The organism is Ochrobactrum sp. P6BSIII (assembly GCF_014138065.1).
Classification (GTDB): Bacteria; Pseudomonadota; Alphaproteobacteria; order Rhizobiales; family Rhizobiaceae; genus Brucella.
Genome location: NZ_JACGXB010000008.1, coordinates 153,245 through 178,751, shown reverse-complemented (window position 1 = coordinate 178,751; position 25,507 = coordinate 153,245). Strand labels below are relative to the sequence as shown.

Here is a 25,507-nt window from a genome sequence, read left to right as displayed (position 1 = left end):
CAATAGTCAAATCGGCGCTAAGGCGGGGAGGTTCGGTCGACATTTTTTCGCAATGCACAGGATGGAAAATATATACATCGAATGGATGAAACCGGCAAATTCCGGATGTTTTTATTGAAGAATCCTCTAACATGAAAGTTATCGCTTCGGCTTCCTGAAGCTTTCTGCGCGCTATAGTTCGCAAATGAAAAGAAGGGGTGTGTCTTGTCGATACGGATTGGCCAAAAATACGGGCACCTCATTCATGGATGGAGCTGCGCTTGCCACAGCCCGCAGGCTTTGCAGCTGATGGCGCGGATGGAAAAGAAGCTGTCGCGTCGCAATTTGCTCAAGGCCGCCGCGGCCACGCTCACCGTCTCGGCCTTGGGCCTGAGCGGCACGGCGATGGCGCAGACCAAAGCCCCGGCAAAGCCCGTTCTTCTCACCAATGTGAAGATTTTCGACGGCACGGGCGCAAAGCTCATTGAAGGCCAGAATGTTCTGGTGGAAGGAAATTTCATCAAGGCGCTGGTCGGCGCGCAGGAAACGGTCGCAGACGCGGACGTTATCGATTGCGGCGGGCGCACGCTGATGCCGGGCATGATCGAAGCGCACTGGCACTCCATTCTGGCCGGAATTTCGCAGTTGGCGGCCATGACGGCCGATATTCCCTATGTGCATCTGGTCGCCGCGCAGGAAGCGGAGCGCACGGTGTTGCGCGGCTTCACAACGGTGCGCGATGTCGGTGGGCCTTCTTTCGCGCTTAAGCGGGTCATTGACGAGGGCGGCGTGGTTGGCCCGCGCATTTACCCATCAGGTGCGATGATTTCGCAGACCTCCGGTCATGGTGATTTTCGCATGCGCACCGATCTGCCGCGAAGCGCGCAGAGCGATCTGAGTGTTGCAGAACGGGCAGGCATTTCGGCCATTGCCGATGGCGAAGCGGAAGTGCTGCGCCGCGTGCGCGAGCAGCTTATGCTCGGTGCAAGCCAGATCAAGATCATGGGCGGCGGCGGCGTTTCTTCGTCTTACGACCCGATTGACGGCATCCAGTTCACCGAGGCCGAGACGAAGGCGGCTGTTGCTGCCGCCTCCGACTGGGGCACCTATGTCTGCATCCACACCTACACATCCGCCGGTATTCAACGTGCGCTGAATTGCGGTGTGAAATCCATCGAGCACGGCCAGCTTGCCGATGAGGAAACTGTCAAGCGCATGGCTGATGCCGATGCCTGGTGGAGCATCCAGCCATTTCTCGCTGACGAGGATGCCAATCCGAAGTCCGATCCGGTGCAGCGCCAGCAACAGCAGCAGATCTCCGACGGCACTGTGCGGGCCATCGAGCTTGGCCGTCAGTACAAGGTCAAGATGGCGCTCGGAACCGATATTCTGTTCAGCCCGAAGGGCACGGCCACGCAGGGCAAGCAGCTCGCGAAATTTGCGCGCTGGTATGACAATGCGGAAGTGCTGCGCATGCTAACCAGCGGCAATGCCGATCTGGTCGCGCTGTCGGGGCCGCGCAATCCTTACCCGGCAAAGCTCGGCCGTATCGAAGCCGGGGCCTATGCCGATATTCTCGTGCTGGATGGCAATCCGCTTGAAGATATTTCATTGATTGCCGATCCGGACCGCACCATGAAGCTCATCATGAAGGATGGGCGCATTCACAAGAACACGCTTTCAGCTTGAGGGACGCATTTTGAATAGACTGAACACGTATGCTGTCGCCGTTGTCATGTCCCTTTGCGGCGCGCAGGCCGCAAGTGCTGCCGACGCGGTTGTCGTTCCGCCGGAAGCACCTTCTGTCGTGGAGAGCCAGCGCTGGGCCTTGCAAATCACGCCCTATGTCTGGGCAGCCGGTCTCAAGGGAGACATTTCGCCCTTCCAGCGCGCACCGACCATCGGCGTCGAAAAGTCCTTTTCCGATGTGTTGAGCGATCTCAATTTCAGCGGCTTCGTCAATGTCTGGGGCCGATACGACCGTTTCGTCGTCTCGGGCGACATGATGTATGTCGATACCACGGAAAGCCACGCCTATGGCAACCTGCCGCCGCTGCCGATTGCCATTCCATCGGGCACCGTCGTCAAGGGCGATGTGGATAGCAAGCAGTTCATGGCCACGCTGCAAGCCGGTTATCGCGTTGTCGATACGCCGAAATTCACCCTTGATGCGCTGGGCGGCATCCGCTTCTGGCACATTTCCAACGATGTGACGGTCAGCGCGCTCGGCCTGTCGCGCAGCTATGGCGAGAGCTTCAACTGGGTCGATCCTGTGGTTGGCACGCGGGCGCTCTTGCGTCTGACAGACAAGCTTTCCTTGCAGGCGCAGGCGGATATTGGCGGCTTCGGCGCTGGTTCCGAACTGACCTGGTCGGTGCTTGGCACGGTCAATTATGTGCTCACCGATCACCTGTCGGTTTCGGCAGGCTATAAGGCGCTGCATGTCGATTACGACCGTGACGGTTATGTGTTCGATTCGCGCCTCAACGGTCCTGTTCTGGGCGTGACCTACCGGTTCTAACCAGTGACGGACCGTTCGATTTCCGTGATAGCCAGTTCACGAGAATGAAATAGACGGCATTTTCCTGCCCCGATAGAAAGCGGCATAGTGTTTGGCGCGCCGGAGGAGTGGCGCACCAAATGCCGGATTTGGGAAAATTGCAGGAATAACATGCCGATCTATGAGCTGGCTGCCGCTGGCGCAGCAACGTGCTGGGCACTGACGGGCCTCATCTCCGCCTGGCCAGCCGGTCATCTGGGGGCGCTTGCCTTCAATCGCGTGCGGCAGGTGTTTGTCACGAGCCTGCTTGCCATCTATGTCATCGCAACTGGAAAATGGCAGCAGCTAAGCGGCGATGTTGTTTTGCCCCTGATGGTCTCCGGTTTTATCGGCATTTTCCTGGGCGATACTCTGCTCTTCATTACGCTCAACAGGCTCGGACCGCGCCGCTCCGGCATTCTCTTTGCCATGAATGCGCCAATGACGGCACTGCTCGGCTGGCTGGTGCTGGGCGAAACCCTGTCGCTGACCGCCGTGCTCGGCATTGTCATCACGGTTTTCGGGGTGTCGCTGGCGATTTTCTTTGGCAAGCGCGCAACGCAGCTGCATCCATGGGAAACGATCAAGGGATCGCTATGGGCCGGTATCGGCCTTGGCTTGCTGTCCGCGCTTGGTCAGGCAATCGGCTCGATCATTGCGCGTCCGGTGATGGAAACGGGCATTGACCCGTTTGTCGGGTCCATGTTGCGCGTTGGCACTGCCGCGATATGTCTGTCTATTCTGATGCAGTTGCCCTTTGCTGCCGTGAAGCCGCGCAATCCGCTCAATTGGCGGGTTGGGGCGATGACGGCGCTGACCGGTTTTCTGTCGCTTGGCATCGGCATGACCTTGCTGCTTTTCGCCTTGTCGGGTGGCAAAGCGGGCATTGTCTCGACCATATCGGCCACAACGCCGGTTATCATCTTGCCGCTGCTCTGGCTCAGGACGGGCGAGCGCCCAGCCGCGGGCGCATGGCTTGGCGCGGCTTTTGCCGTCGTCGGCATGGCGCTCATCTTTATGCGTTGAGACGTCTTCCGCCTTTTAAGGCCGTTCGGCTTTGCTGCGCGCCATCCAGCGTTCACGGAAAGCGCGGCGACGCGAGCGCCAGCGTGGGCGCGGCAGCGGCTGACCGGATGTTTTGCTGCGCATCGCTGGTGGCGGCGACAGCAGGCGGATAATGAACAGAATGCAGACACCGATGGTGAACAGCCAGAACATTTCGTCGGTCAGATCGTTGATCATTGTCTCATTCCAGCGGTTCGTCCGGCACTCAAGAACCTGAATATACGGCGTCGCATCATAGCTTCAGAAAAGAAAGACAGAGCACCGACCCAACGGAATCGGATCGGTGCTCTTCAGTAAAACAGATAGCTTCTGGCGAAACTAAGTCCAAGTCACGATAGCGTGCTTATTTATAACGCTGGTTATTGTGTCACGACCTTCGGCTTCAGGCGCAGGATAAGCGGCACGACCACCAGTGCGACAGTGGGGAAAACCAGCCAGTTGATTGTTTCCCAGCCAGAAGCATGCAGCAGTGATCCTGCAAAGAACGATGCGCAGGCAACCGTGCCGAACATGATGAAATCATTGGCGCCCTGCGCCTTGCCCCGCTCGGCTGGCGTGTGGCAGTCGGTGACCATCGCCGTGGCGCCGATGAAGCCGAAATTCCAGCCGATGCCAAGCAGGATCAGCGCCATCCAGAAATGGCCGACATCGAAGCCGCCGAGTGCAACGGCAGCTGCCCCGGCGATCAGGACCAGACCGAGCGCGGTGATCTTTTCCTTGCCGTAGCGGGCGATCAGCTTGCCGGTGAAAAAGCTAGGTCCGAACATGGCGAGCACATGCCATTGAATGCCAAGCGCTGCGTGATCGACCGAATGACCGTGGCCGACCATGGCGATAGGTGCCGCCGTCATCACGAATGTCATCAGGGCATAGGAGCAGACGCCTGCCGCCACCGACAGGATGAAGCGCGGCATTTTTAGAATTTCGATCAGGGGTCTTCCGGTGTCATTGCTGGCATTGGCCGCTTTGACAGCCTTGGGCGCGCGCAGCAGGGACAGGACCGGCAATGCGATGAGGCCCAGCACCGCCTGGCTGAGGAAACTGCCAGCGAACATGGCGTCGGGTATCGTGTCGCGGGTCCAGATCACCAGCTGCGGTCCGACGATTGCGGCGATGAGCCCGCCAACCATCACATAGGAAATTGCCTTGGCCTTCATATCGCCGCTGGCGGTGTCTGCGGCGGCGAAGCGATAGCTCTGCACATAGGCGGCATAGAGACCTGCTGTCAGCGTGCCAAGGCAGAAGATCAGGAATGATGCGGAGAAGATGCCAGCGGCTGCGACAAGCCCCGCCGTCGCGCCGACAAGCGCGCCAATCATATAGGCATTGCGCCGTCCGAGCTGCCGCATCAGGAACGCGGCAGGCAAAGTGCCGAGTGCCAGTCCCAGATTGAACAGGCTGACAGGCAAGGTGACGAGGGCCGGATCGGACGACAATTTTTGCCCGACAAGGCCGCCGAGCGAGATGACGATAGGCGGACTGGACGCGCCGAGCGCCTGCGCCATCGTCAGGATAAGAATATTGCGGCGAACGGACGAATTGTCGGTCATTTTTTCCCTCACACAACCACGCAGGAAACTAGCGTCATAGTTGTCTGCCGAATAGAGGAAAAATATTCCAAATCACCGAAGTTCGGTTTTCCCGCGCTTTGTCAGTGGCAGTCTTCAAAGCTTCATTGGACAGTCAAGCACGTGTCACGAAGCGTGCTTACCTATGCCGCAGGCTTAAGCGGTTTCCGTGAGGGTAAAATCGACTTAACCGCTCTCGCTTTTTACTTTTTAGCACGCCTCATCCGAAAGCCGCTTCGCACTTTTCGGGACGTGCTCTAACTCGGAACGGGGACATTCCATGCATCGGTATTTCGGCACGTCAACCATTCTCGCCAGCCTTCTGGCTTTCACCATTGTTCCGGCGTCGGCGGAGGAAAAAGCATTTCCGGCCACGCTGAAGGCCCATGCAATCCTGCCAGCCAATACGGTCATTGCAGCACCGGACGATGCGGCAGAGCATTTGAAGACTTCCGGCAAGTTCACGACCGCGGACCGCAAGCGCGCGGAAGGCATCGGTACGATTGAAGGCAAGGATGGCGTGCGCAAGACCGGTCTTTCACTGCCATTCGACGGCCAGCCTGTGCAGGGCTTTTCGGGCATCAAGACCATGGAAGACGGCAGCTTCTGGACGCTGTCGGACAATGGTTTCGGCACGAAGTTCAATTCGCCCGACGCCATGCTGATGCTGCACAATGTCAAGTTCGACTGGGACAACGGCAAGGTCGAGCGCGTGAAGACCCTGTTCCTCACCGACCCGGACAAGAAAGCACCATTTCCAATTGTCATGGAAGGCGCGGAAAAGCGCTACCTGACTGGTGCCGATTTCGACGTGGAATCGATCCAGCCGGTGGCGGATGGCTTCTGGGTGGGCGAGGAATTCGGTCCGTTCCTGCTGAAGTTTGATACTGACGGCAAGCTGACCGACGTGTTTTCAACGCAGGTCGGTGAAACGCAGGTCGTCTCGCCGGATAATCCAAAGCTCGCTTTGCCTGCCAATCCGAGCCTCAAGCTTCCGGTTTACAATCTGAAGCGTTCGGGCGGCTTTGAAGGCCTTGCCATGTCGAAGGACGGTTCGAAGCTCTACGGTCTTCTCGAAGGTCCGCTTTTCGTCGATGGCGCACCGGAAAAGACCGAAAGCGGCAAGACTGGTCTGCGCATCATCGAGTTCAGCGTCGCCGACAAGAAGTGGACGGGCCGTTCGTGGCTCTATCCTCTTGCCGATGGTGGCGAAGCGATTGGCGACTTCAACATGCTGGACGCCAGCACGGGGCTTGTCATCGAGCGTGATAATGGTGCAGGCGTTGCCGAAAAGGCCTGTGCCGATCCGAAGAAGCCGCAGCCGGATTGCTTCGATGTGCCGTCCAAGGTCAAGCGCATCTACAAGATTTCTTTCGATGACAGCAATGTTGGCAAGGAAGTGCGCAAGATCGGCTATATCGATCTGCTGACGATTGCAGACCCGGACAATAAGCGCCGTCAGGGTGGCCATGACGCTATTTACGACATGCCGTTCGTGACGATCGAGAATGTCGACCGCGTGGACGATACCCATATCATCGTCGGCAACGACAATAATCTTCCGTTCTCGGCAGGCCGTTCGCTCGACAAGGTCGATGACAATGAGTTCGTGCTGCTGGAAGTCGGCGAATTCCTGAAAGCCGAATAAGTCGGTTGACCCGTGATTGAAGAAAAGCCGCGAGATAATCTCGCGGCTTTTTTATGGAGTACATCAACGGATGGTCAGATTTTAAGTGTCCGGTTGGCTTCGCGTCCAAAGCCACGCACTTCGATCCGGTCCGCATGGACTTCCACCACGGAATAGGCCGTTTCCGCAGGGGTATCGACCATGCCTTTGAAGTTGAGGAAGTGCTTGCCGTTCACCTCACCGTAATTGCCGGCATGGTTATGACCATTGAAATAGGCAACGAAATTGTCGAAGCCGGTGAGAAGCTCCACGACCCGTTCGGAGTCCCACATATTGTGCTCATTGGCCGGAAAGACCGGATAGTGTCCCATAACGATCACTTTCTCACCGGCGGCCTGTGCCTTTTTCATGGTGTCGCCCAGCCATGCAAATTGTTGGTCACTGAGTGAGCCGTTCCAGCTCTGGGCGTTGGGCGCATTTTTAGCCTTTAGAGCTTCCAGCCGCTGGGCTGCGATTTCGCGGCGCGGATCGTTTTTTGGCGGAGCGAAAAGGCTGACATCGTTGCCATCCAGAACGATGAAGCGATAGCCGCCGCCGGTGAAATCGTAATAAGCGTCCTGCATGCCGACGGTGCGGATAACGGAAGTCAGATATTCGGACGCAACATCAAAATCGTGGTTTCCAAGCAGAAAGAAATGGTCGTGATCAAGCTTGTCGTAAAGCGGCAGGACATGGTTGAAGCTCTCCCAGTGGCGATCAATAATATCGCCCAGCGTCACCACAAATTGCAGGTCTTCCTTGTTGAAGGCTTCGATAGCCTCTGAAAGCTTCCATAGGCTGTTGGAATAATAGCGGTTCATCTGCAAGTTTGGCACGACTGGCGCGTATTGTGGGTCAGCAACGACGCCGAAGCGAAACAGCGGGCCCGATTGGGCGCTTGCGCTGGTGATGGCAAAGCCAGCAAATGGTATAGCCAGCGTGCCGACGGCACTCGCCATCAGAACATTACGACGGGTTATCATGTCAGTCTCCTGCCAGAATTGGCTCGTGTCTTGGGGCCCGCGAAGGCTACCCCTGGGCGATGACAGGTGCGTGACTGTGGATGGTTCGATTGCTGGCGCGGAAGCTTTTGTTGGAACGGCTCTATCTCTTTGTTTTTGCGTGTTATCCGACACAAAACCGCTTCGCACTTTTGTTGGAAATGCACTATGGTGCAGCAAAACTTCTATGGAGGAAGCCGTTGAGGATTTTCATTTTCGGCAGTGTGAATGTGGATGTCAGTGCGCGAATGGCGGCGTTGCCGCGTCCGGGGCAGACGGTGAATGCATCGGGCTACGGGATCGGTCTCGGTGGCAAGGGTGCCAATCAGGCTGTGGCTGTCGCCAAGCTCGGCGGCGATGTGCGCTTCGTCGGCGCAGTCGGCAATGACGCCTTTGGTGATCTTGCCGTCAAGCAGATGCAGGAATTCGGTCTCAACACCAACGGCGTGCGGGTGACCAGCGATGTCGAGACAGGCATGGCGATCATTCAGGTCGACGAGGCGGGCCAGAACACGATTGCCGTTTGCGCGGGGGCCAATGCACATTGGTCGGCAGCCGATATCGACGCCCATGCCGCTGATATTGCCAAAGCGAAGATCACGTTGCTGCAACGCGAAGTGCCGCATGAGGCCAATCTGGCGGTTGCGAAAGCCGTGCGTGCTTCAGGCGGGCAGGTGCTGTTCGACCCGGCTCCGGTTGGTGATGCCAGCCGCATGGCGGACCTGATCGCGCTTTGCGACATCATCTCGCCGAACGAGACCGAAGCTGCCGAAATCACCGGCATCGAGCCGACCGATCTGGCCTCGGCGGAAGCGGCAGCCCGCAACCTTCTGGAACGCGGCCCCAAGACCGTCATCCTCAAACTTGGCAGTCGCGGGGCATTGCTGGTGACCGCTGACGAGGTCAGGCATTTCGAGCCGTTCAAGGTCAAGGTCGTGGATACGGTCGCGGCTGGAGACAGTTTCAATGGCGGTTTTGCGGTCGCCTATGCGGCAGCAAAATCGCTGCATGATTGCGTGCGCTTTGCGTCCGCCTCGGGAGCGATTGCGGTTACACGCGCAGGTGCGGGCGCGGCGGCGCCGACTGCAAGCGAAGTGGAAGCACTGATCGCCAGCGCCTGAGTTTCCGTTGCAAATAAAAAAGCCGCGCTGGCTGGACCAGCGCGGCTTATTTCATTTTGACGAGGGATCAGAGCGTCGCCAGACGTTCCGTCAGAAGGGCGAAGAAACCATCCGCATCGACATCCTTGATGAAGAGTGCATTCTTCGGACGGTCGGTCACTTCCCACCAGTCGACAACCGTTTCGCCGATGGTCAGTTCCGAATTGATCTCGATTTCCACATTGCAGTGGCGACCGGAATAAAGCTCCGGCTTCAGCAGATAGGCGATGACATTCGGATCATGCAGCGGGCCGCCATCGGTGCCGTATTTCGCTTCGTCATAGCGCTCGAAGAATTCGAGCCATGCCGCGACCACTTCGCCGACATGGGTGCCGAGACCGCGAATGGCGGCGATGCGCTTCTCGGTGGTCAGCACCTTGTGGGTGACATCGAGCGGCAACATGGTGATCTGGATGCCGGATTTGAACACAACCGCTGCGGCATGCGGATCGACATAGATGTTGAACTCAGCCGAAGGCGTGATGTTGCCGCCTTCGAAATAGCCGCCGCCCATCAGCACGATTTCCTTGACGCGCTCGGCGATCTTCGGTTCGCGGATCAGCGCGGAGGCGATGTTGGTGAGCGGTCCAAGCGGGCAAAGCGTGACGGTGCCCGGTTCTTCCTTCATCAGCGTTTCGATGATGAAGTCAACGCCGTGCTGCGCTTGCAGCGGCATGGTCGGCTTGGGCAGGTCATAACCGTCGAGGCCGGTTTTGCCATGTACGTTTTCGGCGGTCACCAGCGGGCGCACCAGCGGGCGGATGGAGCCTGCAAACACCTTGGTATCCGGCTTTTTTGCCACTTCGCAGATGGTGCGCGCATTGATTTCCGTGCGGGCCAGCGGGCCGTTGCCTGCAACGGCGGTAATGCCGAGAATGTCCAGTTCCGGGCTTGCCAAGGCCAGCAGAATGGCGACGGCATCGTCCTGACCGGGATCGGTATCGATAATAATTTTACGGGCCATGATAGGGTTCCTAATAGGGGATTTAAAGAGCGTTGCGCGCTGCATCGACCGTCTGGTCGACAAGCGCTTCGAAAGAGATTTTCGCCGGGCGGCGCATATAGGTGACGATGTCGTCGGCCAGCAGCGGTTTCGACCAACGCTCGGCGATGATACCGGAGCCGTGCTGGATGGCGATCATGCTCAGGATCTGCGCTGCGTTACAGTCGACGTCATGACCAATGCCGCACACGATTTCGAGCGTGCGGTCGAAATTGCCGTCGCCGAACCACAAGGCGATGACCTGCGCCGCTGCATTCGGATAGACGTGAATCCAGTTATATTCGGCATATTCCACATCGCATTTCGCCCATGCATCCTGCCAGCTGGCTGCGGAATGGCAGGCATCGAGCGCGAAGGCCAGAACCGCGCCATATTCCGTTTCGGTTGAAAACAGCTTTATTGTCGAGACGAGCAGTTCACGCGTGTCTTTTACGGCAAAAGCGCGGGCCGCCATGACGGCGTTGAACACTTCGCCCAGAATACCGTTACCGGCATGGGAAATCTCCGCGTCCATCCAGGCGAGGCGGGCGGCTTCGCGGGCGCGACCGGGCACAACCATGCCGCAAATGGTGCCGCGCATCTGCGCGCCGATCCATTCATCAAACGGATTGTCGGACGTGCCGGTTTCCGGCGGCGTCAGGCCACGGCGCATATTGGAAAGCGCTATGGCTTCCGCCGACCAGCCAAGCGGGATCAGTGAAGACCAGCGTTCGGCAATATCGCGGCTGGTGACGGCGGAACCCTTGTCGCCAAAGGCTTCCAGAAAGGCGATTTCAAACGTGATGTCGTCATTATAGGTGTTCGGTTCGCGCACATAATCGCGGATCGGGCCGAAAACCGCCATGATGTTTTCAGCGGTATATCCTTCGAGTGCCGTTCCAGCCGCTGCGCCCACAAGCTGTGCCATCCACGCGGCTGCGGTGCGGTCGCGGAAATCGTCAGACTGCACAGCATAGAGCACATCCTCCGGCCATTGAACGGCAGCGTCGAACTGCTCCCACGTGGTGTATCGCACCGTCTTTTGCGAGATGTGGTTCGGGTCGGGCCGTGCCGCCCGCATCAGCACGCGCAGGCGCATGTCGATGCGGTAAAGTGTTTCGAAATCGCCGCGCTCAAGCGCTGCCAGTCCGTCGCGCAGTAGTTCTGCATAAGGCTCCAGCACATAGCCCTTGTTTTCGAGCGATTGCAGCGCGCCTGCCATCAGGCATTCAGGTGCAGCCGAGCCGGGCACATTGCTTTTCCAGAACATGGCCATGAGATCGTCCTGCGCCTTCATGACGGCGCTCGCATCCCATGTCTGTTCTTCCGCCGTGCGCACCACGGGGTTGGTGTCGCGCAGCAGATCGCGGGTCAGTTCCCAAGCCTTCATGTTCTTCTCATTTTCATGCATTTCAGGAGTTCTTCAATTGCCGTGCACGCCGCTGCTTGCGGGCGGCATGGACCGTCAGCACGACCACCGGAACGAGATAGGGGATCATCTGCATCAGTTCGAATGGCAGTCCGAGACTTTGCAGCGTGATGGCGAGCGATTCCGCAGCGGCCAGCACAAGGCTTGCGGCAAGCGTGCCCCAGGCCGTTCCCTGTCCCATCACTTCGGCTGCAATCGCGATGAAGCCGCGACCGGCGGTCATGTTCTGGGCAAACCAGGTGACATAGCCAAGCGAGAGATAGGCACCCGCCGCCCCGCCGAAAATGCCGGAAAGCACCAGCGCCTGCATCTGCACACGCCCGACATGAATCCCCGCCGCCCGTGCCGACTTGGGATCAACACCGGTGGCGCGCAGATGCAGGCCGAAGCGGGTGCGCATCATCAGCAGGCTGACCGCCGGGACGGCCAGAAGGGCTGCGAAGGTCAGCACATGGATATTGCCGATGAAAGGCACTGGCAGGCTAGGCAGCGCGCCGCTTTTCAGCGCGCCCGACATGCCTTTGTCGCCAGTGGCAAGATAAAGGCCGAGTGTTGTTGCCGCTGCCGCCGCGATGTTGAGCGCAATGCCGGTCATGATGAGGTCGGTGCCAAGACGATTGACCGAAACAGACATGATCCAGCCGAGAAGCGCGCCTGCAATCAGCGCGGCCAAAAGGCCGATAGCCGGACTTCCTGTTGCCGCACTGGCCAGAACGGCGATGAGCGCCGCCACAAGCATCATGCCTTCCATGCCGATATTCAAAACGCCGGCGCGGTCGGAAATCATCACGCCGAGCGCCGCCAGCAGAAGCGGCGTCGAAACGCGCAGGATCGTGCCAATGAAGGACGGATCGAGAATTTGGGCGAGAACGGTGCTCATGCGTGTTCTCCAATCTGTCGTTCCTGGGCCTGTTCGTCTTTGCGGTTACGCAAATTGCGGATCACGCGCAGCACGGTCGGGTGATTATGGATGACGCTTGCAGTCGAACCCACCATGATGGCCGCCGTTACCAGCCCCACCACTTCGGTCGGGATATTCATGTTGCGGGCGAGAAGATCGCCGCCGACCTGAACGAAACCGAGGAACAAGGCCGCCGGGACCAGAAGGAACGGATTTTCGCGCGCCAGAATAGCGACGACGAGACCGGTCCAGCCATAACCCGGCAGATCGAGCCAAGAAAAGCGCGCATGAAGGCCGAGCACTTCCAGCGCACCTGCCATGCCCGCCACCAGACCGCCGACGATCTGCGCCCGCATGATGATGCCCTTGAGCGGCAGGCCGAGATGATTGGCGAAGCCGGGGCTGGAGCCTGCAATGCGGATGTTGAGGCCGGAACGCGTCCAGTAAAGCCATATACCGCCTGCGATACAGGCGAGAATGGCGATGATCGAGCCGCTATTGAGGCGTGTGCCTGCCAGCAGCCGGTCAAGCTTTGCCTCGGGCGGAATTTTCAATGACATCATGCCGCCCGCTGCCGGATCGCGGATGACGTAATTGAGCACGAACAGGCCGAGAAACAGGAAGGCGTAGTTCAGCACCAGCGACGTCACCATTTCCGATGCGCCAAAGCGCAGGCGCAGTGCCGCCGGAATGGTGCAGGCAAAGCTGCCCGCAACCGCGCCGCACAGAATGGCGACTGGCAGCGAGAACCAGCCGAGCGACGGGATTAGCACAGCGCCGGTCACCGCACCGAGCGCGCCCAGAAAGAAACCGCCTTCTGCACCGAGATTGAACAGGCCGGAGCGGAACATGATGGTGATGGCAAGGCCGGTCAGCATGATCGGCGTGGCTGCTTCCACCATATTGCCCATGTGGCGGATACTGCCGAAGGGACCGAGGAAGAACGTCTTCAGGATCGCAGCCGGGTCGTCCTGCATCAGCGCCAGTGGCACCAGCAGCACGGCCATGATTACGGCGATAACCAGCACGGTCAGGAAGAAGGGAACGAGGGAAGCCAGAATTTTATGCATCAGGCAGCCACCTTGGTTCCGAGCATGTAGGGGCCGAGCGTCGCAGGCGTGATGTCGGGCCCATTTTCCAGATGAGCGACAATGCGCCCGTTGAAGAGCACGACAACCCGGTCGCTGAGGCGCAGCAATTCGTCGAGATCGGCGCTGACCAGCAGTACCGCGCAGCCGCCTTGCGCCACTTCGTCAATGCGGCGATGCAGGAAAGCCGCCGCCGAAACGTCGATGCCGCGTGTCGGCTGATCGACGATGAGAAATTTCGGATTGGTCGCCAGTTCACGTGCGGCAATCAGCTTTTGCGCATTGCCGCCGGAAAGCGAATCGAGCCGCTCCGTAATCGCGCCTGCCCGCACCGAATAGCGCTTGATCATATCCTGCACGCGCGTCTTGATCGCGTTCCAGCGCAGGAAAGGCCCCCTATCTGTATCGGGATTGCGATCGGTTCCGGCGATTGCATTTTCCGCCAGAGACAGGCCGGGCGCGCCGCCTTGCGAAAAGCGGTCGGCGGGAAGATAGGCGAGGCCCTTATTGCGCCAGCTCGCCGTGTCGGCGCGCAGCATATTCGCGTCGTTGAGGCTGATGGTGCCGGTCGCAGCTTCTGCCAGACCAGACAGGACGGACACAAGACCGCGCTGGCCGCTGCCGTCCACACCCGCAACGCCGACGATTTCGCCTGCGCCAATGGTGATGCTGATATCGTTGATGCGGTCGGCAGGATTGGGCGCTTTGGTCGTCACGCCATTCATGGCGAGGACCGTTCTGGTCGGGCCGGTCTTGTGGGCGCGTTTTGGAATGTCGACCGCATGGCCCATGACCATCTGCATGATGGCGTCGTCCGGCACGTCGGCAAGCTTTTCCGTGCCGGTAACGGCACCGGCGCGCAGCACGGTGACGCTTTCCGCCAGCTCGCGCACTTCGTTCAGCTTGTGGGAAATGAAAAGAATGGTGATGCCGTCGTCGCGCAGGCTTTTCAGCCGTCGCATCAGTTCCTCAATCTCCGGCGGAGAGAGAACGGCGGTCGGCTCGTCGAGGATCAGCAAACGGGTGCGGCGCGCCAGCGCCTTCAAAATTTCGACCTTCTGCTGTGCAGCCACGGACAGCGCGCCCGTGATCGCATCCGGGTCGGCATGCAGATCATATTGCTGCATCAGGTCATCGACCATTTTGCGCGCGGCAACACGGTCGATCAGTCCGGCCTTCACCGGCTCATGACCGAGAATGATGTTTTCCGTCACGGTCAGTGTCGGCACCAGCGAGAAATGCTGGTGCACCATCCCAATGCCCTTGGTGGCGGCATCTTCCGGCGACCAGGACGCAATATGCTGGCCATCGATGACGATTTCTCCCGCCGTAGCATTCTCGATGCCGAACAGGATTTTCATGAGCGTCGATTTGCCAGCGCCGTTTTCACCGCAAATGGCGTGGATCGATCCGGCGCGGATCGAAAACGACACGTCGCGCAGCGCGACGGTGCCGTTCGGATAGACCTTGCTCACATCGTGGAAGGCGACGATTGCATCGCCGCCTTCATGTTTTTCAGCTGGATTTGACACGATCAGGGACGAACCTTGTTGCGCATCGCATTGAGATCTTCGGTGCTGAGGCCAAAACCGGTCGGAACCGTGATCTTGCCTTCGGAAATCTCGTCGGAAGCCTTCTTGATGGCGTCCTTGGTTTCCTGGCTGGCCATGGTGGCCATGTTGCCGTCCGTCACGATGCCGACCGCGCCTTCCTTCAGGCCAAGCGCTTCCGCCTTGCCGAAAGGCAGGTCGCCTGCCTTGAAGCGGTCATAGGCCTGCAACAGACTGACATCGACATTCTTGAGAACGGAGCTGACAACCTGCTTGGCGATGGCCGGGTCGCTGTCCTTGAAGATCGCTTCCTGATCGGAATCGACGCCGAGAACATATTTGCCGGTTTCCTTGGCAGCCGAAAGCTGGCCGAGGCCGGTCTGCGACGCGACCACAAAGCCGAGCGCCACATTGGAGCGATATTGTGCGAGGCCGAGTTCCTTGCCCTTGGCGGCATCCATGAAGGAACCGGCATAGGAAATGGCGATCTTCACATCCGGCGTGACCGACTGCGCACCGGCGATATAACCGGCGAGGAAGTCGTTGATGACGGGGATGTCCATGCCGCCGAGGAAGCCCAGATTCTTGCCCGTATCGCCGAGCTTGCCGTCTTTCAGCAGCGAGGCTGCCAGCATGCCGCCGAGATAGGAGCCTTCATTCTGCTTGTACTGGATCGAATAGACGTTGTCGTAGCCGCCTTCCTCATAAGGAACGCTGGCATCGTAGAGAACGTATTTCTTGTCTGGATACTGCTTTGCAACCGAGCCAACGGTTTCCGACATCTGGTAGGTGCCGCCGATGATCAGATCCCAATCCTGTTCGGAAGCGTCGAGGAAGACAGGCTCCCACTTGGTCGGATCGTCGCCGATTTCGAGAATCTTGGTCTCGACATCGTCGCCATATTTGTCCTTGATCATCTTCATGCCCTTGGCGGCGGAATCAAAGAACGATTTGTCGCCGAGCGCGCCATTGATGATGAGCAGGATCTTGTCCTTGGCTTCCGCCGCCGTGGCGAAAGTGCCCATTGCCGTCGTGGCGGCAAGAGCAAAGGCAAGATGAATTATTCCCCGTCTGGTGGATTTGAGCACAACGCAACTCCAGTTTCTATGTTCAATGAGATGGTTTTTCCTTGCTCTGGCAAAATGCCACCCCGCAGAACCCCCATGCATGGTGCGATCAAACGATGACGGCTGGCGGGAGTCAATCTCCTTCGATTTGCGTCACTGTGGACAATAGGTTCCTGAAACGAAATGCATGGCTTCTGGAAAGCCATTGGGTCCTGTAAGTTGCAGCCTGTGTTTTAGTGACGGAGTGGTCGTGAAGAAAATCGTTGGACTGGCAATTCTTGCGCTGCTCGCGGCCTTTCCGGCCCATGCAGAGGACGACTGGAAAGCCATTGAAGAGGTCAAGCCCTACGCCATTACTGGGCAGACCGGCATTGATCTCTATCGATCCATCGGTCAGCGTGGACCGAAGATCGGCATTGGACGGGTGATCGCCCATACGACCTATGTGCTGACCTGGGATCGCAAATTCGATCACAGTAACAATGCCTGCACGATCCTCTCTGCAAAGCCGAAGCTGAAAATCACCTACACGCTGCCGAAACCGTCGGAAAAGCTTCCGTCGCCGGTGCGCGAAAACTGGGACGTCTTCATCGAAGGCATCCGCAAGCATGAGCTGGTGCATGGCGACAGCGCCAAGGACATGACGCGCGAAATCGTGCGCAGAACGGTCGGACTTTCCGTGCCCAACGACCCGAAATGTCAGAAAATCCGCAAGGTGCTGATCAAGGAAATCACCGATTTGGTTGCCGTGCAGCGCGCGCATGGCCGTGATTTTGACCGTGTCGAGATGGGCAATGGCGGCAATGTACAGCAGCTTGTGCTCGCGCTGGTGAATGGCGGCTAATCAGAGATCCATGACGTCACGCCGGTCCTCGGCGATCAGCTTGCGTATCTGCTGCACGATCTGGTCGCCATGGGCCTTGCCCAGCAGGTCAGCGGTTTCGACATCCTGCTCCTCAATGGCGCGGATCATGTCTTCGTGTTCCGTCACATATTGTTCCGGCAGTTGGTCCGAGAAGGACGAATAATAAAGGCGCAGCAGGCGGCGACCTTCATCGAGAAGGCGCGCGAAAAAACTCGTATAGAACGGGTTGCGCCCGGCTTCGGCAATCGCCGCGTGAAAATCGCGGTTGGTCGAGATCATGTCCAGCGCATTCTGGGCACGCACGGCCTTGGCAAAATCTTCCTGATGGGCGCGAATGATCTTGAGGTCGGCTTTGGTGCGGTGACGCGCAGCAAGCCGCGTCGTGACGCGATACATCAGCGTGATCGCGTCAAAAAAGGCGGGCAGGCTTAAAAAGTCGATATTGGATACCACCGTCGAGCGGTTGGGCAAGGTTGTCACAAAACCATCGCTGGCCAGCCTGACCAGCGCTTCGCGGATCGGCGTGCGGGACATGGCAAAGCGTTCCGCCAGCTGGTTCTCGTCAATGGGGCTGCCAGGCGCGAGCGAAAGATCGATGATTTCATCGCGCAGCACATCATAGACCATCTTGACGCCCGAGCCCTTCTTGCGGTCGGCTGATTGGTTCGCCGATTGGCTGGATGGTGCTTTGCTCATGGCGTGTCCTTTTATTGAAAGGGGCAGGGCGGGAAGAGCGGGGAGGCATGCTTTCGCGCGCGCTATCCTTTGTGATGGTGATTAGATCGTAGTTGCAATTGAAATTTTAGTCGACAAGAAAAATACATTGTGTATATTTGTTTTCATACAAGGCTTGCTGAAGCCGGTTGTAGACTCTGGTTGATTGAAAAACGCGTTGAAGAGATTCAAGGACAGGACCATGACTTCTGATATTTTTTCCGGCTGCATCCCCGCACTCATGACGCCATGCAAGCCAGACCGCTCGCCGGATTTTGATGCGCTGGTGCGCAAGGGCAAGGAACTGATCGCCGCTGGCATGTCTGCCGTCGTTTATTGCGGCTCGATGGGTGACTGGCCGCTTCTGACCGACGAACAGCGCATGGCTGGCGTTGAGGCGCTTGCGAAGGCTGGCGTGCCTGTGGTCGTCGGCACCGGCGCCGTCAACACCGCCTCGGCTGCCGCTCATGCTGCCCATGCCCAGAAAGTTGGTGCAAAGGGCCTGATGGTTATCCCGCGTGTTCTGTCGCGCGGCTCGTCGATCTCCGCCCAGAAGGCGCATTTCAAGGCCATTCTGGCGGCTGCGCCCGATCTTCCGGCTGTGATCTACAACAGCCCTTATTATGGCTTTGCAACCCGCGCCGATCTTTTCTTTGCGCTGCGCGCCGAGCATCCGAACCTGATCGGTTTCAAGGAATTCGGCGGTTCGGAAGCCATGCGCTATGCTGCTGAAAACATCACCAGCGCCGATGATGATGTGACCCTGATGGTCGGCGTCGACACCGGCGTGTTCCACGGCTTCGTCAATTGCGGCGCCAAGGGTGCGATCACCGGCATCGGCAATGTGCTGCCGAAGGAAGTTCAGCATCTGGTTTCGCTGTCGAAAGCTGCCGCTGCCGGCGATGTTGAAGCCCGCGTCGCTGCGCTTGAACTGGAAGCCGCCCTCGGCGTGCTGTCATCCTTCGATGAAGGCCCGGACCTCGTTCTGTTCTACAAGCATATGATGGTCGTCACCGGAAACCCGGAATACGAACTGCATTTCAATGAAACGGACAAGCTTTCCGATGCCCAGCGCGGTTATTGCGAAGCACAGCTGAAGCTGTTCCAGACCTGGTATGCAGCTTGGATCAAGCAGGGCGGCGTGGTCGCGAAATACGCAGCCTGAATGTCGTAGATCCGCAAATAAAAAACCCCGCCAAATGGCGGGGTTTTTTATTTGGGTGAAATTCGAAATTACGCGATAGCGTCGAGGCCTTTCTGGCGCAGCATTTCGAGGTGATCCATTTCCGACTGGGTGAGTGAAATGCCCTTTGAGAGCGATTCACGGCGAGCCGAGAAACGGCGCTGCGACGGAAGACGGGCGCCCTGACCGGCGATGGCTTCAAGCAGAATTTCGCCGTGCTGGATTGGATTGAGGCGTCCGCCAGCCATGCGCGTCGGGTCGAAAGCGAGGACCAGCTCGCCATGGCGCGGCGCAATCGTCGTGGTGCCGAGATAGGCGAGAGCCTCCGGGCTGCTGAAGTCGCCGATCATGGAACCAGCCAGCAGTTCGATCATGGTCGAGATGGCAGAACCCTTGTGCTGGCCGAAGGGCAGCATCGCGCCAGCAAGGGCGGCTTCCGGATCGGTGGTCGGTTTGCCGTCGGCATCGACAGCCCAGCCTTCCGGCAATTGCTTGCCAGCGCGGCGGTAAAGTTCCAGTTCGCCGCGCGCTGCGACGCTGGTTGCAAAATCGAACACATAGGGGTTTTCACCCGGGCGCGGCCAGCCGAAGGCAAAAGGGTTGGTGCCGAGCAGAGGCTTGGTGCCGCCCGCAGGCGCAACGGTCGCATAGCTTGGGCACATGGCCATGGCGGCGAGGCCTTCGTCGGCCAGCGCTTCCACTTCCGGCCACAGGGCGGCGAAATGGGTGCAATCATTGATGACGAGAGCAGCCAAACCGAGCTTGCGGGCCCGTTCGATGAGCGCTGGTTTGCCGGTTTCGAAAGCGAGATTGGCAAAGCCGCCATGGGCCTCGACGCGCACGACTGCACTGTCATCCACGGTCAGTACCGGCACGGCGTCGGTGACCACCTTGCCGCTTTTGACGGTGCGCAGGCAGCCCTCGATACGGTAAATGCCATGCGATTTGCAGCCATCGCGCTCTGCCGCCACGATGGTGCGCGCGATTGCGCTTGCATGGGCGTCGCTGAATTTGGCGTTGCGGAGGGTGTCCTTCACGAGTTCGAACAGTTCATCGACCGTAATCAGGATGGCGTCGCTCATCGTGATGTCCTTTCATGCAGCAAAACCAGCAAAAATCGTTCTCCTGTGCATAAGGGCTGCATACACAGAAGTCATCCGAAATTGTGGTTCTGCGTCTCATGAAAGAGAACGACATTATGCATGCAAGGCATCACCTGCCCGAAGACAGATTTTGCCTTGCCAGCTTAACAAAGATCATTTGCGACCGACTTCAAGATAGGTAATGCCGAACACGACAACAGGCATGGCGGCAATCATTCCAAACGCAATCCAATGGAGCCACTGCATAGGGTGGTCCTCCGTTGTTGTGATGATGGATAAAGTGGGCGGTAAAGGCCTCCGCCTCACATTAACCAGAGTGTGACTGCCGCAGCGATCACGAATGCGGCGGCAAAACTGCTTTCCAGTCTGTAGTACCAGAGCATGACAGCCTCCGTTATGGTTAACGAATGCTTAATAAACGCGGCTCTGGCGATTTGGTTCAATCCGGACTGTAACAAAATTGAGAGCGGCCTCGTGATCGCGAAGCTGCTCCGTTGTTCTGTTACCAGTGGACACGGAATCCGACATTGCCTTTCAACGCGTAGCTGTTGCCGAAATTGTTCAGGCTGGTGTTGATCAGCCCCTCGCCGAACAGGGAATAGTGTTCATTGTCGAAGCTATAGGTGCCGCCGACGCCCAGACCACCCCACAGACGGTCCTGACGGCTTGCCAGACTGACACCTGCCAGATCGGCACGGGTTCCGTCGCGGAATTCGTAATAAAGGTTGGCGATCCCATAGAGATTGGCGCGGTCGGTTGTCCCCTTGGGGTTTTGCCAGGAGGACGCGTAATCGAGATTGAGGCCGAAACGGCCTTGCAGGCTTTCGCCGCGATCAAGCCGGACGGCGCTACCGAAACCGTCGATGAAGTCGTCGGCATCTACTGACGAATAGACCAGTTGCCCTTGCGGCGTGGCGGACCAGCGGTCGTTGATGGACAACTGTTGGCCGCTTTCCAGCGAAACCACATAGCCGAAAGCGCGGCTTCCCGTGGCAAGTGCGGCTGCACCTTCGGCTGATGTGGTCAGGTCGCTGTCGTACCAGGTGGCCTGTGTCAGTGCGTCGGCATAGAAACCGTTTTCGCCATACCATGTCAGCGTCCCGCCGAGACCGTAACCGTCGGTCGAAATGTCGCCGGATACAAAGTCGCGTGACGATGTTCTGGTCTTGCCATGCATATACTGGCCGAAGATGCCGCCGATCAGGTTGCCCTGTTCATTCTCCAGAAATTCGCCATCGATACCGGCCTGCATCTTGAAGACGTTCTGGCGCGTTTGTGTGCCGGTCGTCGTGCGATCTGGTTCGAGGCGATTGTGTGCGCCTTCGATGCGGCCCCAGACACCATTACCGATTGAGGCTGCTTTGACAGGCTCTGCCGTCTGTCCCACCCATACACGATTGCCGGCGCGCTGGCGCAGCGTCGAGACCTCGTTCATGCCGAGCAGATGCTGCGTATAGGCCTCATAGACCGGTGCGCCAGCTTGCAACTTGGCCTCCGGTTTTGGTTCGGGGTCCTCTGGCGTTTTCTTGGAGATCAGATACCAGTCATTGGTGTCCTGCCCCTGGACGTTACCTTTATAAAGAACATCAGACCAACACTCTGAATGATGGGGTAACGCGTCCCATCACTTGCTGACATAAAGCGGAACTGACAATGTGAGAAAAGCAGATGTGCCTTCGACACGGTTTTCCGTATGGAACTCACGCAAAAGCTTTACCCGCGCTTGTACCGGTGTTGCGTCGAGTTCGAAGTTGTAGCTGGCGGTGACACCTAGCGCTGCAACACGTCCGCGGTAACCGCTGAGTATCGCGCCGCTGCCGCTGTCATCGCTGATCTGCTGGTAATAGTAACCGATGGCGCCTAGCGAAAACTGTTTCGAGAGATATTGCGAGATAGCGCCTTCGATGTGGAATTCAGTCCCCGTGCGGTAATCTGTTTCGGGATTTTCTCCATTGAGGGTAAAGCCTACAACGCCCGATATATCGAGGCCGCGCGCCGGATCAAGCCATGTACCAGCGGCAGACATATCTCCAGCCCAACGATGGAAGGCAATGTTAGCGAGCGAGTTTCTCTCATAGTCGCCAATAGGGATATTGACCATTCCATTGAGACTCCAATGGAAGTCACCATCACTCCAGCCAATTGTTGTGGTGACAATAGGATCACCGATCTTGGTGACGCCATTATCGATGTCGCCGGAATAGGGACCATACACCAGATCGGCATCGACATTTTGATGGCCGAAGGGGGTGGTCAGACCGAAGGCTAGCCGCCCTCCCAATAGCTCGTAGGGCGTGGACCATATGAAGGTCGGCAGATCGACCACGGCTTTGGCATCGACACCAAAGCCAACGACCCCGCCAAGCGGCAGAGGTGCCGACGCACCAGCACTTGCTCGGTAAAAATATGTGTCATTCTGCAGATAGACGCCCGGTGCAGGCAGGATTGCCGCGAGGGGGCCTTTTGATCCCAACAGATAGAAGCCGAGCCCGTTTTCGGCCGCTTGCGCACTGAAACAGAGCAACACCATTGGCATGAAACAAAGAAGGGGCTTGATGCGTCCGACCACCGATGTCATGAGCCTGCTCCAGTCTAGATGTTTGGCGGTATGTTTATGTCAGCAGTAATCAGCGGAGGTTGTAGCCTTCGATTGCGACCATCGGGTTCAGCCCTTCAATCTGTGTCTTGCTGACTTCCGCGGTGATTTCGTGGGTCTCTCGGGGATAGATCGTGACGTAATTATCGTCATAGGTGATCGGCAGAATCTCACCGGAATTACGATCCTTCTGTAGCTGGGCTCGCACAAAGAAAGCGACGTGATCGGTTGGATTGGTCAGCGAAATCCGGAGCCGTCGCAAGTCCCCTTGCGGCTCGATTTCCCTGAGTTCTGTCTGGAGCTCCACCTTCGGCATTGTGTTGAGCGGAGTAAAGTCGGCCCATTGTTTCTGCTTCAGGATCATGGCGTCCATCATGTTGTTCGGATCCATGTCTTCGGGAATATCCTCCTTGGCTGACTGCCAATAAGTGTTCTCTGCGAGCACGCCATTCTTACTATTGCGGATCTGCAATCGCACGAAATAGACCGTGCCCATGTCTTCATAACGGGGCAGGGCCATAGCGACAGCGGACGTGCCGGATTCTGCGTCTTTGACGTTCACGTTCTTTTCGTGTTGGAGCTTGCCGTTGATGTCATATAGGCGCGCTGAGACGATCAAGTTCTTCTGATTTTCCAGCGTCTGGTTGACGAAGTATATGTTGGCTTTGGAGCGATCGCCCGTTGCATAGCCGTCGAAAACCACGCCCAGTGGCTGTAAAGCCTTCTTGGCACCAAAATACCCCCCGCCTTGTTTCATGTAATAGTCGAAGAGATGGCCGAAGAACGACGGCCAGTGGCTATTGAGCATCCAGAAGATCGTCATCTTGTGGGTGTCCCAGCCAAGCGCGCCATAGGTTTCATTTTGAGCGCGGACATTCTCATAGGCAATGAGCTGCGCCTTGCGAGCAAAATCCTCGACACTGTTCGCTGGGCCATATCGATTTTCAACGGCGGCTTTGGCGCTTTCGAGTGTGCTGTTGCCGGGTGCAGACCCAGCGCGCATGTACCAGAAGTCATTAATCGGCCAGAGCTTATCCTCGGGCAAGAATTTCTTGAGGCTGTCCAGCGGCAGAACAGTCTCATCATTGCCTGCTTCGGCGACGGAACCCATCGCACCAACTATATCGCCCTTGAACCAGAAAGCAGGTGAGCGCCAGGAATAGGGCGCCGCCATATGTACACCGCTCCAGTCTTGGTTGCGTGCTGAAACAGTATCAACGACGGAGTTCTGCCAGTGCAGTTCGTTCAAGATGCTATGGTATTTCTCCAGAATATCCGCAGGCGGAAGACCGTCACTGCCATTTGTCCAGATAAATGCCGATGCGTGCGAACGAAAATCAGTGATCATATCCCGGACGGTGGCATAGGCTACTGCGCGATCTTCCTCGTCCCAATGGCTCCACAGTTCCCATGACCCGCAGCACATGAGGCCGCGCATAACGGGAATGCCTTCCTTGTCGGCGAGTTCGAGCACATCATCATCGGCAAACTTGCCTTCCCATCGCAGCATGTTGATGCCAAGGTCTTTCGCATAGCGGATGATATCGCGATCCCGCTGCGGATTGTTGTCGAACAACAGGTCGGGGGTGTAGGCTGCGCCGCGGATCAGATAATCGCGACCGTTGACCTTGATGTAGAAACTACCGGGGCTTTTGAACTTCGGAAATAGCTGAGTTTTGTCGCGGTGCTGCGTAATCTTGCGTATGCCGAAATCGGTCGTCGCGGTGTCGGAAACCTTGTCACCGATGCGAAAGGTGAGCTTCAAATTGTAAAGGTTCGGCTTGCCCCATGTATAAGGCCACCAGACATCGGGCTTGTCGATTGTCAAAGCCTTTATCTGCTCGGGCGTGAAGCTTTCTTCCCGGGTTTCGTTTCCGTTGAGGGTAACGGTCTTTTCAAGACGAATGCTGGGTTTGCCTTCGCGGGTGATCTCGCCGCTCAGCACGCCTGTGACGGGTTTGGATGAGCGATTGACGAGATTGGCATAGACATCGAGCTTGGCTGTTTGAAGATCCGGCACCTTCAAGTCGGCTTTGACATAGGGATCACGCAGAGCTACGTCACCGCCATAAGTCAGATAGACCTTGCGCCAGATCCCTGCACCCTTATCGGGAACGAAGGAGGTCTTGGTTGAAGGATCACCAAAATACTTGAGATTGATCCAATCCATCCAGGTATCGGTCAGGTCCACGCCTTCATGCTTACCCGATCCAGGCGTATCGCCCAACGTCAGGCTCGGTGTACGTTGCTCTGGCGTAATCTTGACTGCTAACAGATTATCTATGCCGGGATGGACATATCGTGTGACGTCAAATTCGTACTTGCGGCTCATGCCGACAACTGCGTCAGGCCCCGCAATTTTCTGGTCATTCAACCAGATTTCACCGCGATAATTCAGTCCGTTGAAAATCAGCGTATAGTGGTCATGACCTTCTGGAATGTTTAGCTTGGTCTGGTACCACCACTGGTGCTTCCAGAGCGTATTGTCCACCTTGGCAAGATTGTCGCCATAGTAGATGTCCTTGTAGACACCGGCCTTGCTGAGTGTATTCAGAACAGTGGATGGCATGGTCTGAATGGCATAGCCCTTATCGCCCAGCAGCGTATTCGGAACATCCACTTGCGCTGCCTTGGCGTCCTCATCCTGGATAAGACGCCATCCATGCTGCAACTCAATCCTGTCGCTGACGTTTTCGGCCCGTGCTTCGACAGTCAAAAATGTAGCGAGAATTGTTCCGGCAACGAGAAAATACCACCCACGAGCCATTCGCTCCCTCCAACAATGTGCGTATGTCAAACCATTAACGACTGGCGACTGCTGCTTGGATTTGCCCCTTCTATTCAGCTGGCAGACAGCCTTGCAATGACTTGAAAATTCACCGAATATTCTTTTAAAATATGCCGCCGATTAGGATTGAAATTAACTGTTTAGTAGAACAGGTATCCAGCAGATATCGAAAATGACAAAATTGTTGAGTTAGCCCATTGATGGAGACATAGTCTTGTTCGAATATTTAGAACGCAGATTTATTATTTTGTTTCTGATGGAAT

The 25,507-nt window shown here is 57.4% G+C and carries 20 protein-coding genes and 1 pseudogene; 7 read left to right on the top strand and 14 right to left on the bottom strand.

Annotation, left to right across the window (positions count from 1 at the left end; genetic code table 11):
- Positions 1 to 204: 204 nt before the first annotated feature.
- The 3 genes from FHW00_RS13490 (at position 205) to FHW00_RS13480 (ending at position 3,544) form a co-directional block, all read left to right on the top strand.
- Positions 205 to 1,668 carry an amidohydrolase family protein gene (locus FHW00_RS13490; RefSeq protein WP_445558205.1) on the top strand — a complete coding sequence of 488 codons (1,464 nt, stop codon included), beginning with the start codon at positions 205 to 207 and terminating at the stop codon, positions 1,666 to 1,668.
- A 46-nt stretch (positions 1,669 to 1,714) separates the two neighbouring features.
- Positions 1,715 to 2,500, top strand: coding sequence for a hypothetical protein (locus FHW00_RS13485; RefSeq protein ID WP_078339073.1), 786 nt, complete (start codon positions 1,715 to 1,717; stop codon positions 2,498 to 2,500).
- A 150-nt stretch (positions 2,501 to 2,650) separates the two neighbouring features.
- Positions 2,651 to 3,544: a DMT family transporter gene (locus tag FHW00_RS13480; RefSeq protein ID WP_078339016.1), complete on the top strand. Its 894-nt coding sequence runs from the start codon at positions 2,651 to 2,653 to the stop codon at positions 3,542 to 3,544.
- Between the two features lie 15 nt (positions 3,545 to 3,559).
- Here the strand turns inward: FHW00_RS13480 and FHW00_RS13475 are convergent, their stop codons facing one another.
- Complete coding sequence (locus FHW00_RS13475; RefSeq protein WP_078339015.1) at positions 3,560 to 3,760, bottom strand: hypothetical protein; 201 nt, start codon at positions 3,758 to 3,760, stop codon at positions 3,560 to 3,562.
- Between the two features lie 182 nt (positions 3,761 to 3,942).
- Entirely contained in the window at positions 3,943 to 5,133 is a 1,191-nt protein-coding gene (locus FHW00_RS13470; RefSeq protein WP_078339014.1) for an MFS transporter, read from the bottom strand.
- Between the two features lie 298 nt (positions 5,134 to 5,431).
- Between FHW00_RS13470 and FHW00_RS13465 the strand changes: the two genes are divergently transcribed.
- Entirely contained in the window at positions 5,432 to 6,799 is a 1,368-nt protein-coding gene (locus FHW00_RS13465; RefSeq protein WP_078339013.1) for an esterase-like activity of phytase family protein, read from the top strand.
- 74 nt (positions 6,800 to 6,873) lie between these two features.
- Here the strand turns inward: FHW00_RS13465 and FHW00_RS13460 are convergent, their stop codons facing one another.
- Positions 6,874 to 7,776 (bottom strand): metallophosphoesterase, encoded by a 903-nt coding sequence (locus FHW00_RS13460; protein ID WP_445557939.1) that lies wholly within the window; start codon positions 7,774 to 7,776, stop codon positions 6,874 to 6,876.
- 203 nt (positions 7,777 to 7,979) lie between these two features.
- On the opposite strand from FHW00_RS13460, the gene rbsK reads away from it, so the two are divergent.
- The gene (gene rbsK, locus FHW00_RS13455; RefSeq protein ID WP_078339072.1) at positions 7,980 to 8,939 is read left to right on the top strand and encodes a ribokinase; all 960 of its coding nucleotides are present in this window, start codon (positions 7,980 to 7,982) and stop codon (positions 8,937 to 8,939) included.
- A 67-nt stretch (positions 8,940 to 9,006) separates the two neighbouring features.
- Here the strand turns inward: rbsK and FHW00_RS13450 are convergent, their stop codons facing one another.
- The 6 genes from FHW00_RS13450 to FHW00_RS13425 are packed head-to-tail and all read right to left on the bottom strand — an operon-like array spanning position 9,007 to position 16,016.
- Positions 9,007 to 9,942: a nucleoside hydrolase gene (locus tag FHW00_RS13450; protein ID WP_078339011.1), complete on the bottom strand. Its 936-nt coding sequence runs from the start codon at positions 9,940 to 9,942 to the stop codon at positions 9,007 to 9,009.
- A 22-nt stretch (positions 9,943 to 9,964) separates the two neighbouring features.
- A complete protein-coding gene (locus tag FHW00_RS13445; protein ID WP_445557933.1) occupies positions 9,965 to 11,350 on the bottom strand; it encodes an ADP-ribosylglycohydrolase family protein in 1,386 nt (461 codons plus the stop codon).
- 22 nt (positions 11,351 to 11,372) lie between these two features.
- Positions 11,373 to 12,269, bottom strand: coding sequence for an ABC transporter permease (locus tag FHW00_RS13440; protein WP_078339009.1), 897 nt, complete (start codon positions 12,267 to 12,269; stop codon positions 11,373 to 11,375).
- On the bottom strand, positions 12,266 to 13,360 hold the full coding sequence (locus FHW00_RS13435; protein ID WP_078339008.1) for an ABC transporter permease: 1,095 nt from the start codon (positions 13,358 to 13,360) through the stop codon (positions 12,266 to 12,268). The genes FHW00_RS13440 and FHW00_RS13435 overlap by 4 nt, the downstream gene beginning before the upstream one ends.
- Positions 13,360 to 14,910 (bottom strand): ABC transporter ATP-binding protein, encoded by a 1,551-nt coding sequence (locus FHW00_RS13430; protein ID WP_078339007.1) that lies wholly within the window; start codon positions 14,908 to 14,910, stop codon positions 13,360 to 13,362. Before FHW00_RS13430 ends, FHW00_RS13435 begins: the two co-directional genes overlap by 1 nt.
- A gap of 2 nt (positions 14,911 to 14,912) precedes the next feature.
- On the bottom strand, positions 14,913 to 16,016 hold the full coding sequence (locus tag FHW00_RS13425) for a BMP family ABC transporter substrate-binding protein (protein ID WP_078339006.1): 1,104 nt from the start codon (positions 16,014 to 16,016) through the stop codon (positions 14,913 to 14,915).
- 247 nt (positions 16,017 to 16,263) lie between these two features.
- Between FHW00_RS13425 and FHW00_RS13420 the strand changes: the two genes are divergently transcribed.
- Positions 16,264 to 16,839 carry a DUF922 domain-containing Zn-dependent protease gene (locus tag FHW00_RS13420; RefSeq protein WP_377514343.1) on the top strand — a complete coding sequence of 192 codons (576 nt, stop codon included), beginning with the start codon at positions 16,264 to 16,266 and terminating at the stop codon, positions 16,837 to 16,839.
- Here the strand turns inward: FHW00_RS13420 and FHW00_RS13415 are convergent, their stop codons facing one another.
- Positions 16,840 to 17,556: a GntR family transcriptional regulator gene (locus FHW00_RS13415; protein ID WP_078339004.1), complete on the bottom strand. Its 717-nt coding sequence runs from the start codon at positions 17,554 to 17,556 to the stop codon at positions 16,840 to 16,842.
- A 220-nt stretch (positions 17,557 to 17,776) separates the two neighbouring features.
- On the opposite strand from FHW00_RS13415, the gene FHW00_RS13410 reads away from it, so the two are divergent.
- Entirely contained in the window at positions 17,777 to 18,739 is a 963-nt protein-coding gene (locus FHW00_RS13410) for a dihydrodipicolinate synthase family protein (protein ID WP_078339003.1), read from the top strand.
- Between the two features lie 68 nt (positions 18,740 to 18,807).
- Here the strand turns inward: FHW00_RS13410 and FHW00_RS13405 are convergent, their stop codons facing one another.
- The 4 genes and pseudogenes from FHW00_RS13405 to FHW00_RS13390 all read right to left on the bottom strand — a co-directional run bounded on the left by FHW00_RS13405 (position 18,808) and on the right by FHW00_RS13390 (position 25,223).
- A complete protein-coding gene (locus tag FHW00_RS13405; protein WP_078339002.1) occupies positions 18,808 to 19,839 on the bottom strand; it encodes an Ldh family oxidoreductase in 1,032 nt (343 codons plus the stop codon).
- Positions 19,840 to 20,362: 523 nt separating this feature from the next.
- Positions 20,363 to 21,433: pseudogene (locus FHW00_RS13400) on the bottom strand (autotransporter family protein); the annotation flags it as partial.
- A gap of 51 nt (positions 21,434 to 21,484) precedes the next feature.
- A complete protein-coding gene (locus FHW00_RS13395; protein WP_078339000.1) occupies positions 21,485 to 22,438 on the bottom strand; it encodes a transporter in 954 nt (317 codons plus the stop codon).
- Between the two features lie 49 nt (positions 22,439 to 22,487).
- On the bottom strand, positions 22,488 to 25,223 hold the full coding sequence (locus FHW00_RS13390; protein WP_078338999.1) for a glycoside hydrolase family 2 protein: 2,736 nt from the start codon (positions 25,221 to 25,223) through the stop codon (positions 22,488 to 22,490).
- Positions 25,224 to 25,507 lie beyond the last annotated feature (284 nt).